Origin of the sequence: Photorhabdus sp. P32, from assembly GCF_038085095.1 — a bacterium.
Taxonomy (GTDB): Bacteria; Pseudomonadota; Gammaproteobacteria; order Enterobacterales; family Enterobacteriaceae; genus Photorhabdus; species Photorhabdus luminescens.
Window position 1 is genome coordinate 1 of the sequence record NZ_JAZGJN010000195.1, and the last position, 16062, is coordinate 16062.

The following is a 16062-nucleotide window of genomic DNA, read 5'->3' on the forward strand; positions in this document are numbered from 1 at the left end:
ATCGCGGCCACCTGTCATCAAGGCGAAACCAGCTCCTCCGGCAGCGTGGGCCATGCAACCCCCCCACGACTTGACCCGGCAGCTGAACAAGATTATTTCGATCTCCGAAGAATGATTGTTGAGAATGAACAGCAAACGAAATACTTGCAAGAATATATCAAAACTCAGTGTCAATAGCTGAGTTTTGATAATGTTATTGCGTAATATAAAACAACGTAGGTATGGGTTGGTTATTAGGGCAAGTATGCTTAAGGTCGATTAATAATCAAACAGGGAATACTGTGTTTTGTAACACAACCCGATAACCATCAATATCTTCGAATGTTTTTCCATCAATATCCCAATATGGGTTGTAAGAGGGGACCGCAATAAAGCCAGCGTTTTTCATTAATGATATCTGTTCTAACCATTCTGAATGGTCTGATATATAGAAGGCCAATAAATTGTCCTGTGTGGGGGATCTTCCTACTGTTGTGCCACGATGATGGGTAAATTCGAGATGCCAGAGATGATTTGGATGCCCTAGAATAATACCATCAAAGTTTTCATGATCTTCGAATTGCTCTAGGATAATAAATCCTAAACCTTGGCAGTACATTTCAGCAACTTGAGTTAAGTTGTCAGTTGGTCTGGCGATTCTTAGTATGGTTGATTTTTTCATGGTAATCCCAGTTGATAAAGTTTTTGTGGAATATTCCCAATTCTCAGATCTTCTATTGCTATATAAAACGACTGGTAATGGTAGTTGATAAACGTGAAAAGTACAAAGTGGTGATCTTCAAAATTAAAACAATCTAAAAATATCATATAATGCCGAATTATTATTTATAGTATAACAAAATTTAGGATTTTATAGTTGGGGTTGTTTGATAGGTTCGTTGGTTGTTTCTTATTTTTTATCATCATCTCAATCACTAAAGTCTCTTATATGAACACTGATTTGATGTAAGTAGTCTGTGTTTTTTCACAATATCATCGAGAATATGTATTCATTTTCGATAAATTCTGATAAATATCCTCACTATTATTTGAGGGGCAGCTCTTACTTTCTGTTTGTAATAATATCTTATAAAATATATTAAATAATAAAATAATTAATAAATTTACTACCTATTATTTAATAGTCTGAGTTTTTCAAAGCCATTAAGTTGATTTCTATTGTTTTTACCAAGTGATATGACTGGCAGCCTAGTAGCTTGTGGCCCTTAAGCAAAATTTTTATATTATATTATATTTTATTATATTATAATCTAGTTTTGTTAGGGAGATTATAATTAATACTATTTTCTGTATTCTTTTTTGTTTATTATTTTTTAAGGATAAATTTCTGATGAATATTAAGGAATTAATTATAGTTCTGGCATTGTCCTGTTCTATGCTATTAGGTGGTTGTACTGTTATGCCTGGGAGTGGCCTTACTGTTTATAATAAAGAAGTAATCAATGATGGTGATAGTAACTATGATATTAATAATTTAGTAAATGTTTATCCAGTCACACCACAGTTAATTGAAAAGTTACGAATAAATTCTGCTATTGCACGTCCTAATCCTGAATTAGATAAAGAATTACAGCAGTATGAATACCGTATTGGTGTAGGTGATGTCATTATGGTTACTGTTTGGGATCATCCTGAATTGACGATACCAGCCGGGCAATACCGTAGTGCTAGTGATACGGGCAATTGGGTACATTCTGATGGAACGATTTTTTATCCCTATGTTGGTAAGCTTCATGTCAAAGGGAAAACGGTCACTCAGGTGCGCACAATGATTACCGATAAGTTATCGAAGTACATCGAATCACCTCAAGTTGATGTTAATATTGCTGCTTTCCGTTCACAAAAAGCCTATGTAACAGGTGAAGTTACCAGGTCTGCTCAACAACCGATCACTAACGTTCCCTTAACCATTATTGATGCGATCAACCATGCTGGCGGCTTAACCGAAAATGCTGACTGGAGGAGGATCATTTTGACTCATAAGGGAAAAGAAACGATTATTTCTCTTCAGGATTTGATGCAGAATGGTGATTTGAAACAAAATCGTCTGCTCTATTCTGGCGATATCTTATACATTCCTCGTAATGATGATTTGAAAGTGTTTGTTATGGGGGAAGTCAAAAAACAGACTACTCTGCGTATGGATCGCAGTGGAATGACGTTGACTGAAGCATTGGGTAATGCTGAGGGTATAGATCAATTATCAAGTGATGCTAATGGCATCTTTGTTATCCGTTCACTACGTAATGCTACTGATAATAAAGGGAAAATAGCCAATATCTATCAGCTCAATGCTAAAGATGCAACGGCTTTGGTGTTGGGAACTGAGTTTAATTTGCAGCCTTACGATATTGTCTATGTTACCAGTGCGCCAGTCGTTCGCTGGAATCGGGTTATCAATCAGCTGGTGCCAACGATATCAAGCATTAATAGCCTGACTGAAACAACTAAGTGGATTCGTAAGTGGCCGAATTAATGTTTAATTCTATTCTGGTTGTTTGTGTGGGTAATATCTGTCGATCTCCGACAGGAGAGCGTTTATTGCGGCAGGTATTTCCTCAGAAAGAGATTTATTCTGCGGGAATATCTGCTTTGGCTGGTAACCCTGCAAATGAGTTCTCAAGTAGGGTTGCGGCTAAGTATGGATTGTCCCTGGAGGGACATACAGCACGTCAACTAACCAGTGAATTATGCCAGCAGTCAAGTTTGATCTTAGTTATGGAAAAAAGACATATTGAGGCTGTAAACAGGATAAATCTAGGCGTAAGGGGGAAAACAATGCTTTTTGGCCATTGGTTAAATAGAATGGCAATTCCCGATCCTTATAAGTCTGATATCGAGGTTTATGAATATGTGTATCAGTTATTATTTGATAGTGCTAATAGTTGGTTGGGGAAATTATAACTTATAAGTATTTTTAAATTCTGGGTTTGCTGTTCTTCATTACTTATCAATAAAGTAATTATAGGCTTCTTATGACTACATCAGATAAATCAAGTCACACTCATACGGATAGTGATGAAATTGATTTAGGCCGTCTTCTTAGTGCCTTATTCGATTATCGCTGGGTGATTGGTGGAATTACCCTATTGTTCACCGTTATTGGCCTTTGTTATTCCTTGATTGCGACTCCGATATACAAGGCAAATGCTTTATTGCAGGTTGAAAAGAGAAGTAGTGCGTTGCCTTTAATCGGTGACATGGCGGATATGCTTTCTGGGAGACAGTCAGATACATCGGCAGAATTGGAGTTATTAACTTCCCGAATGATCTTGGGAAAGACAGTAAAGGATCTAAATTTGGATGTTCAGGTTATAGCGGATTATTTTCCTGTGATAGGTAAGGGGATTGCCCGCCTTCGTGGTATGCCAAAGCCTGACATTATTATTAAACATTTTACAGTATCACCTGAATATATTAATAAAGGGATAAAAATATATGTTGACGATGCAGAAAATTATCGGTTGTTGTTTGATGATCTGGTTTTCCACGGGCAAGTGAACAAAGTATTTGATACTGATGGCATAAATTTGCTTATCTCAAATATTTCAGCTTCTCCAGGGCAAAGTTTCACGTTGGTTAAACGAGGGCCGTTAGGTGTTATTCGCGGGCTGCAACAAACTTTGAGGGTAAAAGAAAAAGGTAATAATACGGGTATTATTTCGCTTGAAATGGAAGGTGATGATCGTGCAAGAATAAAATCAATACTGGATAGTATTGGTAAAAATTACTTGCAACAAAATGTGACAAGAAAGATGGAAGAGGCTGAAAGTAGTCTTAATTTCTTAGAAAATCATTTGCCTAAAGTTAAAATTGAGCTCAATCGTTCTGAGGAGTTGCTTAACCAATATCGTCAAGCGAATGAATCTATCGATTTATCACTTGAAGCAAAATCGGCTCTGGAGACATTGGTCCAAATTGAGAAACAGATTAATGAGTTGACTTTCAGAGAAGCTGAATTACAGCAATTATATACCAAACAACATCCCGCTTATGTTGCATTGCTTGATAAACGTAAAACTTTGGTTGATACCAAAAAGGAGCTGAATCAGTCAATCAAACGGTTACCTAAAACGCAGCAGGAAATTTTACGTTTGACCAGAGATGTTCAAGTTGGTCAAGAAATTTATGTGCAATTACTCAATAAACAGCAAGAGTTAAACATCTTGAAAGCAGGGACAGTGGGTAATGTACGTATTATTGATGAAGCGATTGTAGAAGGTTCAGCGGTAAAACCGAAGAAGCCACTGATTATTGTATCTATGATGGTATTGGGGTTTATATTGTCTGCTGGGTTAGTTTGCATACGCGTCATGTTTCGCAAAGGAATCGAAAGCCCCGAACAGTTGGAAGAAATAGGTGTTTCCGTTTATGCCACTATTCCACTATCTGGGACCCAAATTAAACTTGAGCAACAACAAAAAAAGCGAACTCATCGTCAGAAATTGCGGTTATTAGCGATTCAAGATCCCACTGATTTAGCTATTGAAGCATTACGTAGCCTTAGAACAACCTTGCATTTTTCAATGATGGAATCTGCAAATAAAATCATTCTTCTTTCAGGTTCTGCTCCTGAACTAGGAAAATCTTTTATTTCAGTAAATCTTGCTGCTGTATTGGCATTAAGTAATAAACGTGTGCTTTTAATCGATGCAGATATGAGAAGAGGTCGTTTACATAAAATATTGGAAAGTCCTCAATCTCTGGGGCTGTCTGAATATTTGGCTGGTCAGCATCAGTTAAAAGAGATTATTACCAGAACTTATCTTACTGAGCTTGATTTTGTTAATCGAGGTGTTATTCCGCCTAATCCATCGGAATTGCTTATGCATAACAGGCTTAAAGAATTATTATCTTGGGCAGAAGAGCATTATGATTATGTCTTGATAGATACTCCTCCTATTTTAGCTGTAACTGATGCTGCGATTATTGGAAGATATGCAGGAACTTCATTGTTAATTGCTCGTTATCATAAAACAAGGGTTAAAGAAGTTAATGTTGCTATTCGCCGATTTAAGCAAAATGGCATTCATATTAAAGGTGTATTGCTAAATGCGGTAGAGAAGAAGTCTGGTCTCTATTATGATTATGGCGGATATTATCAATATAGTTATAAGGATTGATAGCCTTTTCTCCGGCTTGTGGGGGCCGGAGAAATTTTATCAATGAGCTCTTATTTTCTTTCATTTATTTCTTAATAGTAAATCAGTTCGTTCAATTTAAGAGAAAACGGATTATCTTTCCTTTCATCTTGCAAGCATGGCTATGATGAAACCCAGAGACTTTTCTGCTGGTGAATTTATGGCTTTACAGTTGTAGAATAGCATAATAAGATGCATTTAAAATGTAATTTATGATCAGAGACCTTCTATGAGCAACCTCATTTGTTATAAACGAATACCAATCTGGCAGAAAAATACTATTCCTGAAATGTTCACTGAGAGACATAATACTAAAGAAGGGACTTATGCTTGTCTTGAGATCCTTGAAGGTGAACTGGAATTTGTGATTTTCGATGGTGATCAGGAAGAAACTGCATATTTTAATGTGCAAAAGCAGCTTCCCATTATTCAGCCACAGGTCTGGCATAGGATTAAATGGGTAAGTGATGATATTAAATGCCAGCTCTCTTTTTTATGTGAACCACAATATCTGTTTTATAAACAAAATAATTTGTCATTACCTCACTCTGAAATTGTATATCTGGCAAATATTATTTCTCCTTGTAAGACATTAGATTTGGGGGCCGGTCGTGGCCGGAATACTTTCTATCTGGCAGAAAGAGGTTATGACGTTACAGCAGTGGATATTAGTCCACAATATATTGATGAAATTAATATTATTAAAGAAAATCATCAGATTAAAAATATCCGTACTGCTATTTATGATATCAACTCGCACAATATCATCGAAAAATATGATTTAATTATTTCAACTGTGGTACTGATGTTTCTGAAACGGGAAAAAATCACCGATATTATTTACAATATGCAAAAGCATACGAATAAAGATGGTATTAATTTGATTGTTTGTCCGGTTGAAACAGATTCTGCGCCATATTCATTATTGCCATTCAAATGTTTCCTCATGCCAGGTGAATTGAAGAATTATTATTCTGACTGGGAAATTGTTAAATATAATGAAAACCCGGGTCATCTTCATAAAACAGATGAAAATGGCAATAGAATAAAATTAAATTTCGCTACGCTGATTGCCAGAAAGCGATGAAATATTTATACCCGTCATCTTTCAAGTTGCCTCTTTGTTGGCTGCACTCGCTCACCCCGGTCACATAGTTCGCTATGCTCCCGGGGATTCGCTCCTTTGCCGTCGCGATGCATCTTGAAATCCATAGGGTATATACCCGTTATCTTTCAAGTTGTCTCTTTGTTGGCTGTATTCACTCACTCCGGTCACATAGTTGTCTTATGTTCCCGGGGATTCGCTCCCTTGCCGTCGTGATGCATTTTGAAATCCATAGGGTATATACCTGTTTTTATCATTTAAAGATTAATCGCTGGTTTGCATGATTTCGTTATATCGTTGCTGGTCCCGGTACATTTGCAAATAGACCTGATATTTGGCCTGATGAAATAAAAATGTCTCTTTTTCCGGTTTGATAATGCTACCGTCACGTACCATCGATTTCGCTGCTTGAGCGAAGTCCGCAAAGGAACCGCAAGCAACGGCGCCAAGCAAAGCAGAGCCAAGATTAACCGCATCCTCTTCCTGAGCAAGATAAATTTCGCGGCCGGTGGCATTGGCATATTCACGTAGCCATAGTGGGTTTTTAGTTGCGCCGCCACACATAACTAGCCGGTTTATCTTATGTCCTGCTTCTACTAGTGCATCAATAATATGGCGGGTGCCATAAGCAATAGATTGCAGCGTTGCCAAGTAATGGCGGGCCAGAGCATCACGACTATCTGCCAGCGTCAGCCCGCTTACCATTCCCTTGGCATTAGGGTTTGCCCTTGGTGAACGGTTGCCGTGATGATCACCTAAAATATGAAGTTGTGCGGTCGGGTATTTTTCTTGCTTTTCTAACTGTGCGACAGCTTCATTCAGTAGCTGGTAGTAATGATGACCAGATTCCTCAGCTTCGGTTTCCAGCTCCAGCCAGCTATTATGTTGACGAATTGACCACTCAACTAATGCGCCGGCGGCGCTTTGTCCACCTTCGTTGAGCCAGTATCCGGGTAGCATTGCGCCGAAATAGGGACCCCAAACTCCCGGAACCATAACAGGATAAGGGCTGACAATCATGTGGCAGTTTGAGGTGCCGCTGATAATAACCAGGCTGCCTTCTGGATAGGCGCCAGCCAATGCCAATCCTCCGGCGTGAGCGTCGATAATACCACCAGCGACGATGACTCCTGTGTGCAGCCCAAAATCTTTAGCCACTTCAGCAGTTAGGTAGCCTGCTTTTTCGCCAATCTCGATGATGGTAGGCGGAACTTTATTTGTTAAATCTTCTAACCCAACATCATAAAGTAGTTTTTCGCTGAACTGTTTTTGATGGGCCAGATAATTCCATTTGCAGGTGAACGTGCAAATACTGGCTACATCAGCGGCAGTTGCTTTCCACACCAGAAAATCTGTTAAGTCAAAGAAACGCCATATATCCTGATAACGTTGAGGAAAGTGGTTTTTTAGCCATAAGATTTTCGGTAGTTCCATTTCAGGGCTGATTTCACCACCTACATAGCAGAGTGCAGGGTCATTGGTTTGATTTATCGTGATGGCTTCCTTGATTGCACGATGGTCCATCCACATGATGATATCGTGTTCGGGATTACCATTTTCGGCCACAGAAACAGGGTGTCCTTCTGCTGCTACCGCGACTAGTGAACAGGTGGCATCGAAGCCGATTGATTTAACGTCAATAGGATTAATATTTGCCAGTGCAACAGCCTCTCTTACTGTTGCACACACTTGCGTCCAGATGTCTGTAGAAGATTGTTCAACAAAATCGGTTTTTGGATGAAATTGCTGGATAGGTCGAGCGGAGAATGCATGCCGTTTGCCGTGTTGGTCAAAAACCGCAGTACGGACACTGGCGGAGCCGACATCAACGCCAATGAAATATTGTTGTTCCGGCATGAGGTTCTCCTTTTATTCATTCATTAACCTAGGCTGATAAAATGAGTTGAGTGGAACAATAAAACAATGAGGTTATTCAATTCTTGTGAAGCGGCTCGAAAAAGATTAGGTGATTTTATGATGATAAAAAAATATCACCTATATTTTCTATTGTTCTTTTGAGTGATGTAATAAATCCGTTCCAGAATAGTGGTTTGTTTAAAAGGAAAAACATGATAGGTAGAGCGAGCAAGATATTTTCAGAAAAATCGCTGACAATTTCTACGTAATGATTTTTTTCTTAGAAAATCGACTTCAAAAATAATATTAATAAGTTCATTAATTAACAAAAAACGGAGTGTAAAGGGCAATGTTTTGTTGTTTTACTTTAATTAATCGAAATAATCAAATGATTAAGTAAATTATTTTGATTAAGATGGCGGCTTATATGTAAATATTTTTTAATGTATTTGGCATGATAAATTTTTGAACATTCTAATCTTAAAATTCTATCAAGTGATATCACTCACAAGTATCAAATCTTTTTCCATTTTTACGAAATTTTTTCTCGCATATTTTCTGTAAATATTCTTTATTAAGTTGCTGCGCATATGTTGTTATTTTGTTACGAGATGTCCGAGGGAATATATGGGATTAATCACAGAATGGCTGAGTGCTATTAACGGGGTAGTATTGGGAGTACCGATGATGGTCGGTCTTCTGGGGGTTGGGTTGTTTATGCAGCTTCGCCTCTCTTTTCTGCCTATACGTAAACTGGGAACGGGTTTTAAATTACTATTTGAGCGTAATCATCAACGGGGAGAAGGGCAGATATCGCCGTTTAACGCACTGATGACAGCGCTTTCCGCCACCATTGGAACAGGTAATATCGCCGGTGTGGCTACCGCAGTTGTTTTGGGGGGGCCAGGCGCGCTGTTTTGGATGTGGATAACCGCATTAGTGGGCATGGCGACCAAATACTCAGAGACAGTGTTGGCAGTCCGTTTCCGTGAAGTTGATAAAAATGGTCACTATGTTGGTGGCCCTATGTATTACATAAAAAATGGTTTGGGTAAAAAATGGGCTTGGTTGGGGACGCTGTTTGCGGTATTTGGCAGTATTGCTTGTTTCGGTATCGGTAATACTGTACAGGCGAACTCTGTTGCCGATGTGCTGCAAAGCAACTTCGGTATCTCTACCACAGTAACGGCCGTAATACTGGCAATTCTGGTTGGTGCGGTACTTATCGGGGGTATTAAACGTATTGCTGATGTGGCGGGTAAATTAGTGCCATTTATGACAGTTGCCTATCTTGCTGCCGGGATTATTGTTCTGGGAGTGAATTTCAGTGAAATTCCTGCTGCATTTGTTCTGATTGTTAAATCTGCATTTACACCTGTTGCGGCACAGGGTGGTTTTGCGGGTGCGGCAGTATGGGCGGCAATTCGTTTTGGTGTAGCTCGAGGCATTTTCTCTAATGAAGCGGGATTGGGAAGTGCGCCGATTGCTCATGCGACTGCCAAAACTCAAAACCCGATTCGTCAGGGGTTGATCGCTATGCTGGGTACTTTCATCGATACCATTATTGTTTGTTCCATCACTGGTTTAACTATCGTCATTACGGGTGGTTGGCTGAATGGTCAGACAGGTGCGACATTGACAGCGACTTCTTTCGCTATGGCGATTCCTGGCGGCAATTATATTGTCGCGGGCGCTTTGGTAATATTTGCTTTTACCACAATTCTTGGCTGGAGTTTCTACGGTGAAAAATGTATTCAGTATCTATTCGGGCAAAAAGCTATTACGCCTTTCCGTGTAGTATGGATTATTGCTTTGATGGTTGGTTCTACTCAATCATTGAACTTTGTCTGGCTATTGGCAGATACACTGAATGCAATGATGGCAATACCGAACCTGATTGCATTAGCATTGTTAAGCCCAGTCGTTTATCGGCTGACAAAAGAACATATCAAAGATGTGAATGCGGATAGTATTGATATTAAAGCAAGAATCTGAATAAAAGCCTTCCATTTGGAAGGCTTTTCTCATCACTGATTGAAATTATTCTTCACCGGTTTTGATATAGATGTTTTTAACCTGAGTGTAAGCATCCAACATCATTTTGTGTGTTTCTCTGCCAAGCCCTGATTTTTTGTAACCGCCAAATGGAGCGTGAGCTGGCAGTTCGTGGTAAGTATTAATCCACATACGACCCGTTCTGATAGCTTTGGCGACGCGTAATGCACGGTCGAGATCCTGTGTCCAGACAGCACCGGCCAAACCATAATCAGAATCATTTGCCATTCTGATTACGTCTTCTTCGTCGTCGAATGGAATCACGGTCAATACAGGGCCAAAAATCTCTTCGCGCGCGACTCGCATGTCATTAGTGACATCGGCAATGATGGTTGGTTGGATAAAGAAACCATCATCATAACCTTCTCCAGTAATGCGTTTACCGCCGGTTAGAATGGTTGCGCCTTCTTGTTTCGCAACTTCTACGTATCCGAGAATTTTTTCCATTTGTTCCTGGCTGACCTGGCTTCCCATCTGAGTTTCTTTTTCCAGTGGATCGCCGACCTGGACAGATTCGAATTCTGCTTTTAGAGATTTGAGGAATTCATCATGAATATCTTTATGCAGGAATAACCGGGAACCTGATTCACATGCTTGACCCTGATTCAGCAAAATAGCTCTGGCCGCATATTTTACGGCTTTTTTCATCTTGGCGTCAGGGAAGATAATATTGGCTGATTTACCACCAAGCTCCAGTGTTGCAGGGATAAGCTTTTTGGCTGCGGCTTCGGCTACGGTATAACCTACTCTGGTGGAACCAGTGAATGCCACTTTTTCGACATCTTCATGATCCAAAATGGCTTGACCAACGACTGAGCCGCGACCTGTAACAATGTTGACTACTCCGGCTGGCAGGACTTTATTCAGTATTCGGCCTAATTCAAGCAGCGTGATTGATGTCAGTGTTGCAGGGTTGATAACAATGGTGTTGCCCGCTGCAAGAGCTGGAGCCAGTTTCCATGCCGCCATCAGTAATGGGAAATTCCAGGGAATTACCTGTCCGACAACACCAATGGGTTCACGGATCACCAAACTGAGTGTATTGGTATCCAGAACTGAAGCTTCATCGGTATGGGAACGGATCACACCCGCAAAATAGCGGAACTGGTCAACGGAAGCGGGTAGATCCATATACAGGGATTCATTTAATGGTTTTCCGGTATCCAGTGACTCAAGAATAGCAAAACGCTCTTGTTCCGCTTCTAGTAAGTCAGCAATTTTCAGCAGAATTGATTGTCTTTCGATTGGGGATGTTTGACTCCAGGCGGAGAAGGCTTTTTTCGCGGCACTGACAGCAAGATCGACATCTTCAGCATTACCGGATGCATATTCAGCCAGGAGTTCTCCTGTCGCTGGGTTGTAACTTTTGGTTGTTTCTTTGGATACACTATCTACCCATTGCCCATCAATAAGCATTTTGTAGGATTCAACGGGCAACATCTCTTTCTCAATATCATGTAATCGTTTCATTAACATACTCCGAGTACTTTGGTTTAAGAATATTGGTTTAAGAATATTGGTTTAAGAATAGTTACATCTTGAATCTATTTCGTCGGATTATTTTATTTTTCATTCTTGTTAGTGAAGATCGAATGATTCCGAGCATAAATCATTCCTGTTTGGGATAAATTATCAGGTTTTATATGATTCCATTATGTGAATATATTTGTACTTTATATTTATTGCTTAATCGAATTTATCTTGTCATATTCTATGTTTTTTTAATCACCAACTATAGTAGAGTACAAAATAATAGATGTCTATTAGCATGTTATATAAAATATTAGGTATATTAACAAACGGAAATTATAAATAAAGGGTGAAGCTAAGTATCCGTTGGCGTATTCCAACGGATTGAAAAGAAATATTATTTTGCTGTAATCCAGAATATCCCGTGACCATCAAGAGCTGTAAAGGTTTTATGCAGATATAGGCTATCCGCTTGTGGATCGATATCTTCAAATAACGTCGGGTGCAGGAATTTAGCAATGATTTCAACAGCAATGATATTAAACGGCGTATCGTAATATTGGTGGTACAGTGCGATTACTTGCTTTTCGCGGAATGCTCTTAATACGTTTAATTTGGGGCGTGTCAGTAATTTTTTCAGTCGTTCCTGTGACTGTTTTAGATTGCCGGTGTAGCCTAATGGTACAGAGAAGCTTCCGGGGCGGACTTTATCCCAATCTGCGGCAGTCATCAGATAAAATTCAGGATTACTGACGATTAATTGTTTTTCGTTTACCTCACCATCCATACCTGAGAACCAGCGAGCACCGAGGTTATCACCTCCTGCGGCAGTAACAAATTCGCCAAAATTGCCATTTCCGAAAGTTTTACAACAATATTCAGCACCTAACATACCTGCATGGCGTTCAATAAATACCGGAGGACGCTGTTCTTTACCTAGCGTACCAACGCGTTGATTAATAATTTTCATCCTCTCTTGATAAAACTCAATAAATTTTTGTGCATTTTCTTCTTCACTAAATACTTTCCCAAGTAAAACCATGCTTGGAATCGTATTTGTTAGCGGATATTGACGGAAATCAATAAAAATAACCGGAATGCCCGCTTTTTCCAGTAAAATTATGGTTCCACTATTGTTGAGCTTAGTTTGAAGACCAATATCAAAAATAACCAGATCGGGTTTATAAGTCAGCGCTTTTTCGACGCTGAAATCGCTTTGATAAGGATTAGGGAATACCGGAATATCCCGTAGTTGCGGGAACTCTTTTTCATAAACAATTGCCAAATCTGGAGATTTAATTTCCAGTGCATTATCCCAGGCGACAATACCTTTAAGCGGATTATCAGGATGAAGAATATTCAGTGCAATCAATACTCGGCTATCAGCCAGCATAACCCGATTGACTGGCGCGTTAACTTTAACCTTCCGGCCAGCAACGTCTTTGACTGTAATTTCTTTTGCTTGCGCAAAGACAGACAGTAACACCAATATGGCAGTCAGAAAATATTTTGCAGTGTAGTGGATGATTGCCATTATTCCTCCTTTGAATAAATAACGTTCTTGGTTGAACTATACCCTATGGATTTCAAGATGCATCGCGACGGCAAGGGAACGAATCCCCGGGAGCATAGATAACTATGTGACCGGGGTGAGTGAGTGCAGCCAACAAAGAGGCAACTTGAAAGATAACGGGTATACATAATTTGAAAGTTGTGATTGGTCGTAAAGTGCAGTAGCAAATCGTTGTATCCTATCCATTGAATAGTTAATCGAGACGATAAACGCAAGTACGATCACATCTAATTGGGTCCAAATCTGTTTATACTAATCTTAAAATGATAATGATAACAATTTACATTAATCAAATGGTTTTAGTGACTTTGGTAAATAATATTTTTATTTTTTACTATTTTTAAATAATAACAATGAGTTGAGTGGTATTTGTGAGTTAAAAATAATTCTCATTTGGTGGGAAGTTATGAGGGTGGTTGGCAAAAGCAGCAGACTAAATTTGCCAAATTCTTTGGCAGATTGTGATGGTTCCAGCTACATTATTGATCTGAATATTGGCAATTACTGTGGTTGTATCTGGGCCTGTCTTTTGTCGGTTGGTCGGGTGTTTTAGTCATCTGATAGATTTAGCAGGCAAAAAATCGTTTTTTATGCTGTCGAAGAAATAACAAAGCCAATAAAGAGGCAACTTGAAAGATGACGGGTATAAACGGTTTATTGTTTCTGCTTCTGTTATTATTCCCTTGTTTAATATTCTGTGGGGGATGAATATGAAAAAATTGTTAGTAATTTGTTTGCTAGGATTTGTATTAGCTGGTTGTGATAGCCAACCTAAACTTGATGCTTCTAATGAAATCTCGTTGAAAGTCTCCATTGAGAAAGTAAGAGATGCGTTATCTGATGATAAAAAAGCGAAGTTTGATGAATCAATTCAATCGGCTATGTTTAATAGTATCGATTTTAATGATTTGGTTAAATCAGGCGCTCATGGTGATATGATGGAAGCGAAACAAAAGTTTTATAAATTGCTGGATGGTAAAACTGCTGACCAACTGATCGCTGAAGTTGAAAAAATTGAAGCTAAGAGATCAGAAAATGAATAATTCCTTCATAGGGTTATTCTCATTAAAACGGCAAAAGGTGAAAATCTATACCCTATGGATTTCAAGATGTATCGCGACGGCAAGGGAGTGAATCCCCGGGCGCATAGATAACGATGTGACCGGGGTGAACGAGTGCAGCCAACAAAGAGGCAACTTGAAAGATAACGGGTATGTGCCATTTTTTTATTATCATCAATAAATTAAATAAAACTTAAACAAACCCACTTTCAGTTTTGAATTATGACGACTTTTGCTTATAATATGCGCCGCATTCTAAGTGCAGTATCTCGTTAGGCGAGGCTCCTATACAAACACAGGTTGCTGATCTGACGACGTCGAGAGACGCCCAAGATTAGGACAGGATATATCGAACCAAGGTATATCCCCATGTAACTTTCTGATAATTCAGGATACGTTGTATAGTGCTAAAACTGAGACGTAGAGATAGTCATTGCATTCTCTCATCTGGTTTCGCCCCTATGTGAGTGCTGTTTGAAGTTCACAACAGTAATAGGGACCAACATCATGAACATCACATCCCATGAAAAAATGGATGCATTAGCGGTTGCTAATCATTCTTCTATTAATGAAATAAACGCTGATCAGCAACGGAAACATCGATTGAAAAATGAAGATGCAACTGTCAGCGCATATATGAGTCAGCATTTCATTTCTGTAGCTGTTGCTGATTCTGTTTTGTCGGTAAAAAGTCATTTAATTGATCAGCTTGAAGGCGAACAGATCCCAACCTACCTATATGTTATTGATGATGAAGGCTATCTTAATGGCATATTACCGGTGAAAGTATTATTAACTGTAGCTGATGATTTATTTGTGTCAGATGTTATGAGGCAAAGCTATTTTTCCGTATCACCGGAGCAGCCGCGTCATGATGTTTATAGTTTGATAAATCATAGTGGTATGGATAGTGTTCCGGTCATTCATTTTGGCAAATTAGTTGGGGTTCTGCGGCCGCAGGATATTGCTGAATTGATTGAAGATGAAAACACGTTGGATGCTCATTTGCAGGGGGCGACTTTACCTCTGGAGCAGCCTTATCTGAGTACCAGCCCAATAACATTATGGCGTAAACGTGTCGGGTGGTTATTATTACTATTTGTTGCGGAAGCTTATACCGGTGCTGTGCTTAAAGCATTTGAAGATCAATTGGAGGCGGTAATTTCTTTAGCGTTTTTTATCCCGTTATTAATAGGAACGGGGGGCAACAGTGGGACACAAATTACCTCAACGTTGGTCAGAGCAATGGCGTTGGGGGAAGTGAGCTTACGTAATCTATGGGCAGTGTTACGTAAAGAGATTTCCGCTTCATTTTTAGTTGCGGTAACGATAGGTTTTGCTGCGCTTATCCGTGCCTGGATATTAGGTGTCGGTATTGAAGTGACTATTGCTGTCAGTTTGGCCATCATTGCAATCACCCTCTGGAGTGCCATTGTTTCTTCCATTATTCCGATGGTATTGAAAAGGCTTTCTATTGATCCGGCTGTTGTATCGGCTCCTTTTATTGCCACGTTTATTGATGGTACCGGCCTGATTATCTATTTCGAAATAGCTAAATTAGTAATGACAGAACTCGTTTAAAATTACCGATAAGATGCCCATATTTATTGGGTATCTTATTGATTAAATTAGGGGTGAAAATAGGTTTTTTATTTAAATTAATGTTTGGTTTTATTATATATGAGCATAAATAAAATGATCTAGTTTAACATAATGAAAATATATATTAAAAACAACTTAATTAAATAAAATAAATTATTTCCTGTTTTAATGAATTAATTTATTGAATTTGTATTAATA

The 16062-nt window shown here is 39.0% G+C and carries 12 protein-coding genes and 1 riboswitch; of the genes, 8 read left to right on the forward strand and 4 right to left on the reverse strand.

Features of this window, described 5'->3' with window-relative positions:
- Positions 1-52: 52 nt before the first annotated feature.
- Entirely contained in the window at positions 53-115 is a 63-nt protein-coding gene (locus V2H77_RS23585) for a hypothetical protein (RefSeq protein ID WP_445935451.1), read from the forward strand.
- A gap of 150 nt (positions 116-265) precedes the next feature.
- Here V2H77_RS23585 and V2H77_RS03015 read toward each other — a convergent pair whose 3' ends face one another.
- Complete coding sequence (locus V2H77_RS03015) at positions 266-661, reverse strand: VOC family protein (RefSeq protein ID WP_049582451.1); 396 nt, start codon at positions 659-661, stop codon at positions 266-268.
- 669 nt (positions 662-1330) lie between these two features.
- Here V2H77_RS03015 and V2H77_RS03020 point away from each other — a divergent pair.
- The 4 genes from V2H77_RS03020 (at position 1331) to tehB (ending at position 6228) form a co-directional block, all read left to right on the forward strand.
- Positions 1331-2476: a polysaccharide export protein gene (locus V2H77_RS03020; protein ID WP_445935450.1), complete on the forward strand. Its 1146-nt coding sequence runs from the start codon at positions 1331-1333 to the stop codon at positions 2474-2476.
- Positions 2476-2904 (forward strand): arsenate reductase/protein-tyrosine-phosphatase family protein, encoded by a 429-nt coding sequence (locus tag V2H77_RS03025; RefSeq protein WP_341497630.1) that lies wholly within the window; start codon positions 2476-2478, stop codon positions 2902-2904. Before V2H77_RS03020 ends, V2H77_RS03025 begins: the two co-directional genes overlap by 1 nt.
- Positions 2905-2975: 71 nt before the next feature.
- On the forward strand, positions 2976-5123 hold the full coding sequence (locus tag V2H77_RS03030; RefSeq protein ID WP_341497620.1) for a polysaccharide biosynthesis tyrosine autokinase: 2148 nt from the start codon (positions 2976-2978) through the stop codon (positions 5121-5123).
- A gap of 247 nt (positions 5124-5370) precedes the next feature.
- Positions 5371-6228, forward strand: coding sequence for an SAM-dependent methyltransferase TehB (gene tehB, locus V2H77_RS03035; protein WP_341497621.1), 858 nt, complete (start codon positions 5371-5373; stop codon positions 6226-6228).
- Positions 6229-6510: 282 nt separating this feature from the next.
- Here the strand turns inward: tehB and V2H77_RS03040 are convergent, their stop codons facing one another.
- Positions 6511-8103: an FGGY-family carbohydrate kinase gene (locus V2H77_RS03040; protein WP_341497622.1), complete on the reverse strand. Its 1593-nt coding sequence runs from the start codon at positions 8101-8103 to the stop codon at positions 6511-6513.
- A gap of 627 nt (positions 8104-8730) precedes the next feature.
- On the opposite strand from V2H77_RS03040, the gene V2H77_RS03045 reads away from it, so the two are divergent.
- Positions 8731-10098: an alanine/glycine:cation symporter family protein gene (locus tag V2H77_RS03045; RefSeq protein ID WP_341497623.1), complete on the forward strand. Its 1368-nt coding sequence runs from the start codon at positions 8731-8733 to the stop codon at positions 10096-10098.
- Positions 10099-10143: 45 nt separating this feature from the next.
- Here V2H77_RS03045 and V2H77_RS03050 read toward each other — a convergent pair whose 3' ends face one another.
- Both V2H77_RS03050 and V2H77_RS03055 read right to left on the reverse strand, forming a co-directional pair.
- Complete coding sequence (locus V2H77_RS03050) at positions 10144-11628, reverse strand: aldehyde dehydrogenase family protein (protein WP_341497624.1); 1485 nt, start codon at positions 11626-11628, stop codon at positions 10144-10146.
- A 397-nt stretch (positions 11629-12025) separates the two neighbouring features.
- Positions 12026-13162: an ABC transporter substrate-binding protein gene (locus V2H77_RS03055; RefSeq protein ID WP_341497625.1), complete on the reverse strand. Its 1137-nt coding sequence runs from the start codon at positions 13160-13162 to the stop codon at positions 12026-12028.
- Between the two features lie 749 nt (positions 13163-13911).
- On the opposite strand from V2H77_RS03055, the gene V2H77_RS03060 reads away from it, so the two are divergent.
- Both V2H77_RS03060 and V2H77_RS03065 read left to right on the forward strand, forming a co-directional pair.
- Positions 13912-14244, forward strand: coding sequence for a DUF6694 family lipoprotein (locus V2H77_RS03060; RefSeq protein ID WP_341497626.1), 333 nt, complete (start codon positions 13912-13914; stop codon positions 14242-14244).
- 279 nt (positions 14245-14523) lie between these two features.
- A riboswitch (M-box (ykoK) riboswitch) is annotated at positions 14524-14695 on the forward strand.
- A gap of 74 nt (positions 14696-14769) precedes the next feature.
- Positions 14770-15843 carry a magnesium transporter gene (locus V2H77_RS03065; protein WP_341497627.1) on the forward strand — a complete coding sequence of 358 codons (1074 nt, stop codon included), beginning with the start codon at positions 14770-14772 and terminating at the stop codon, positions 15841-15843.
- Positions 15844-16062 lie beyond the last annotated feature (219 nt).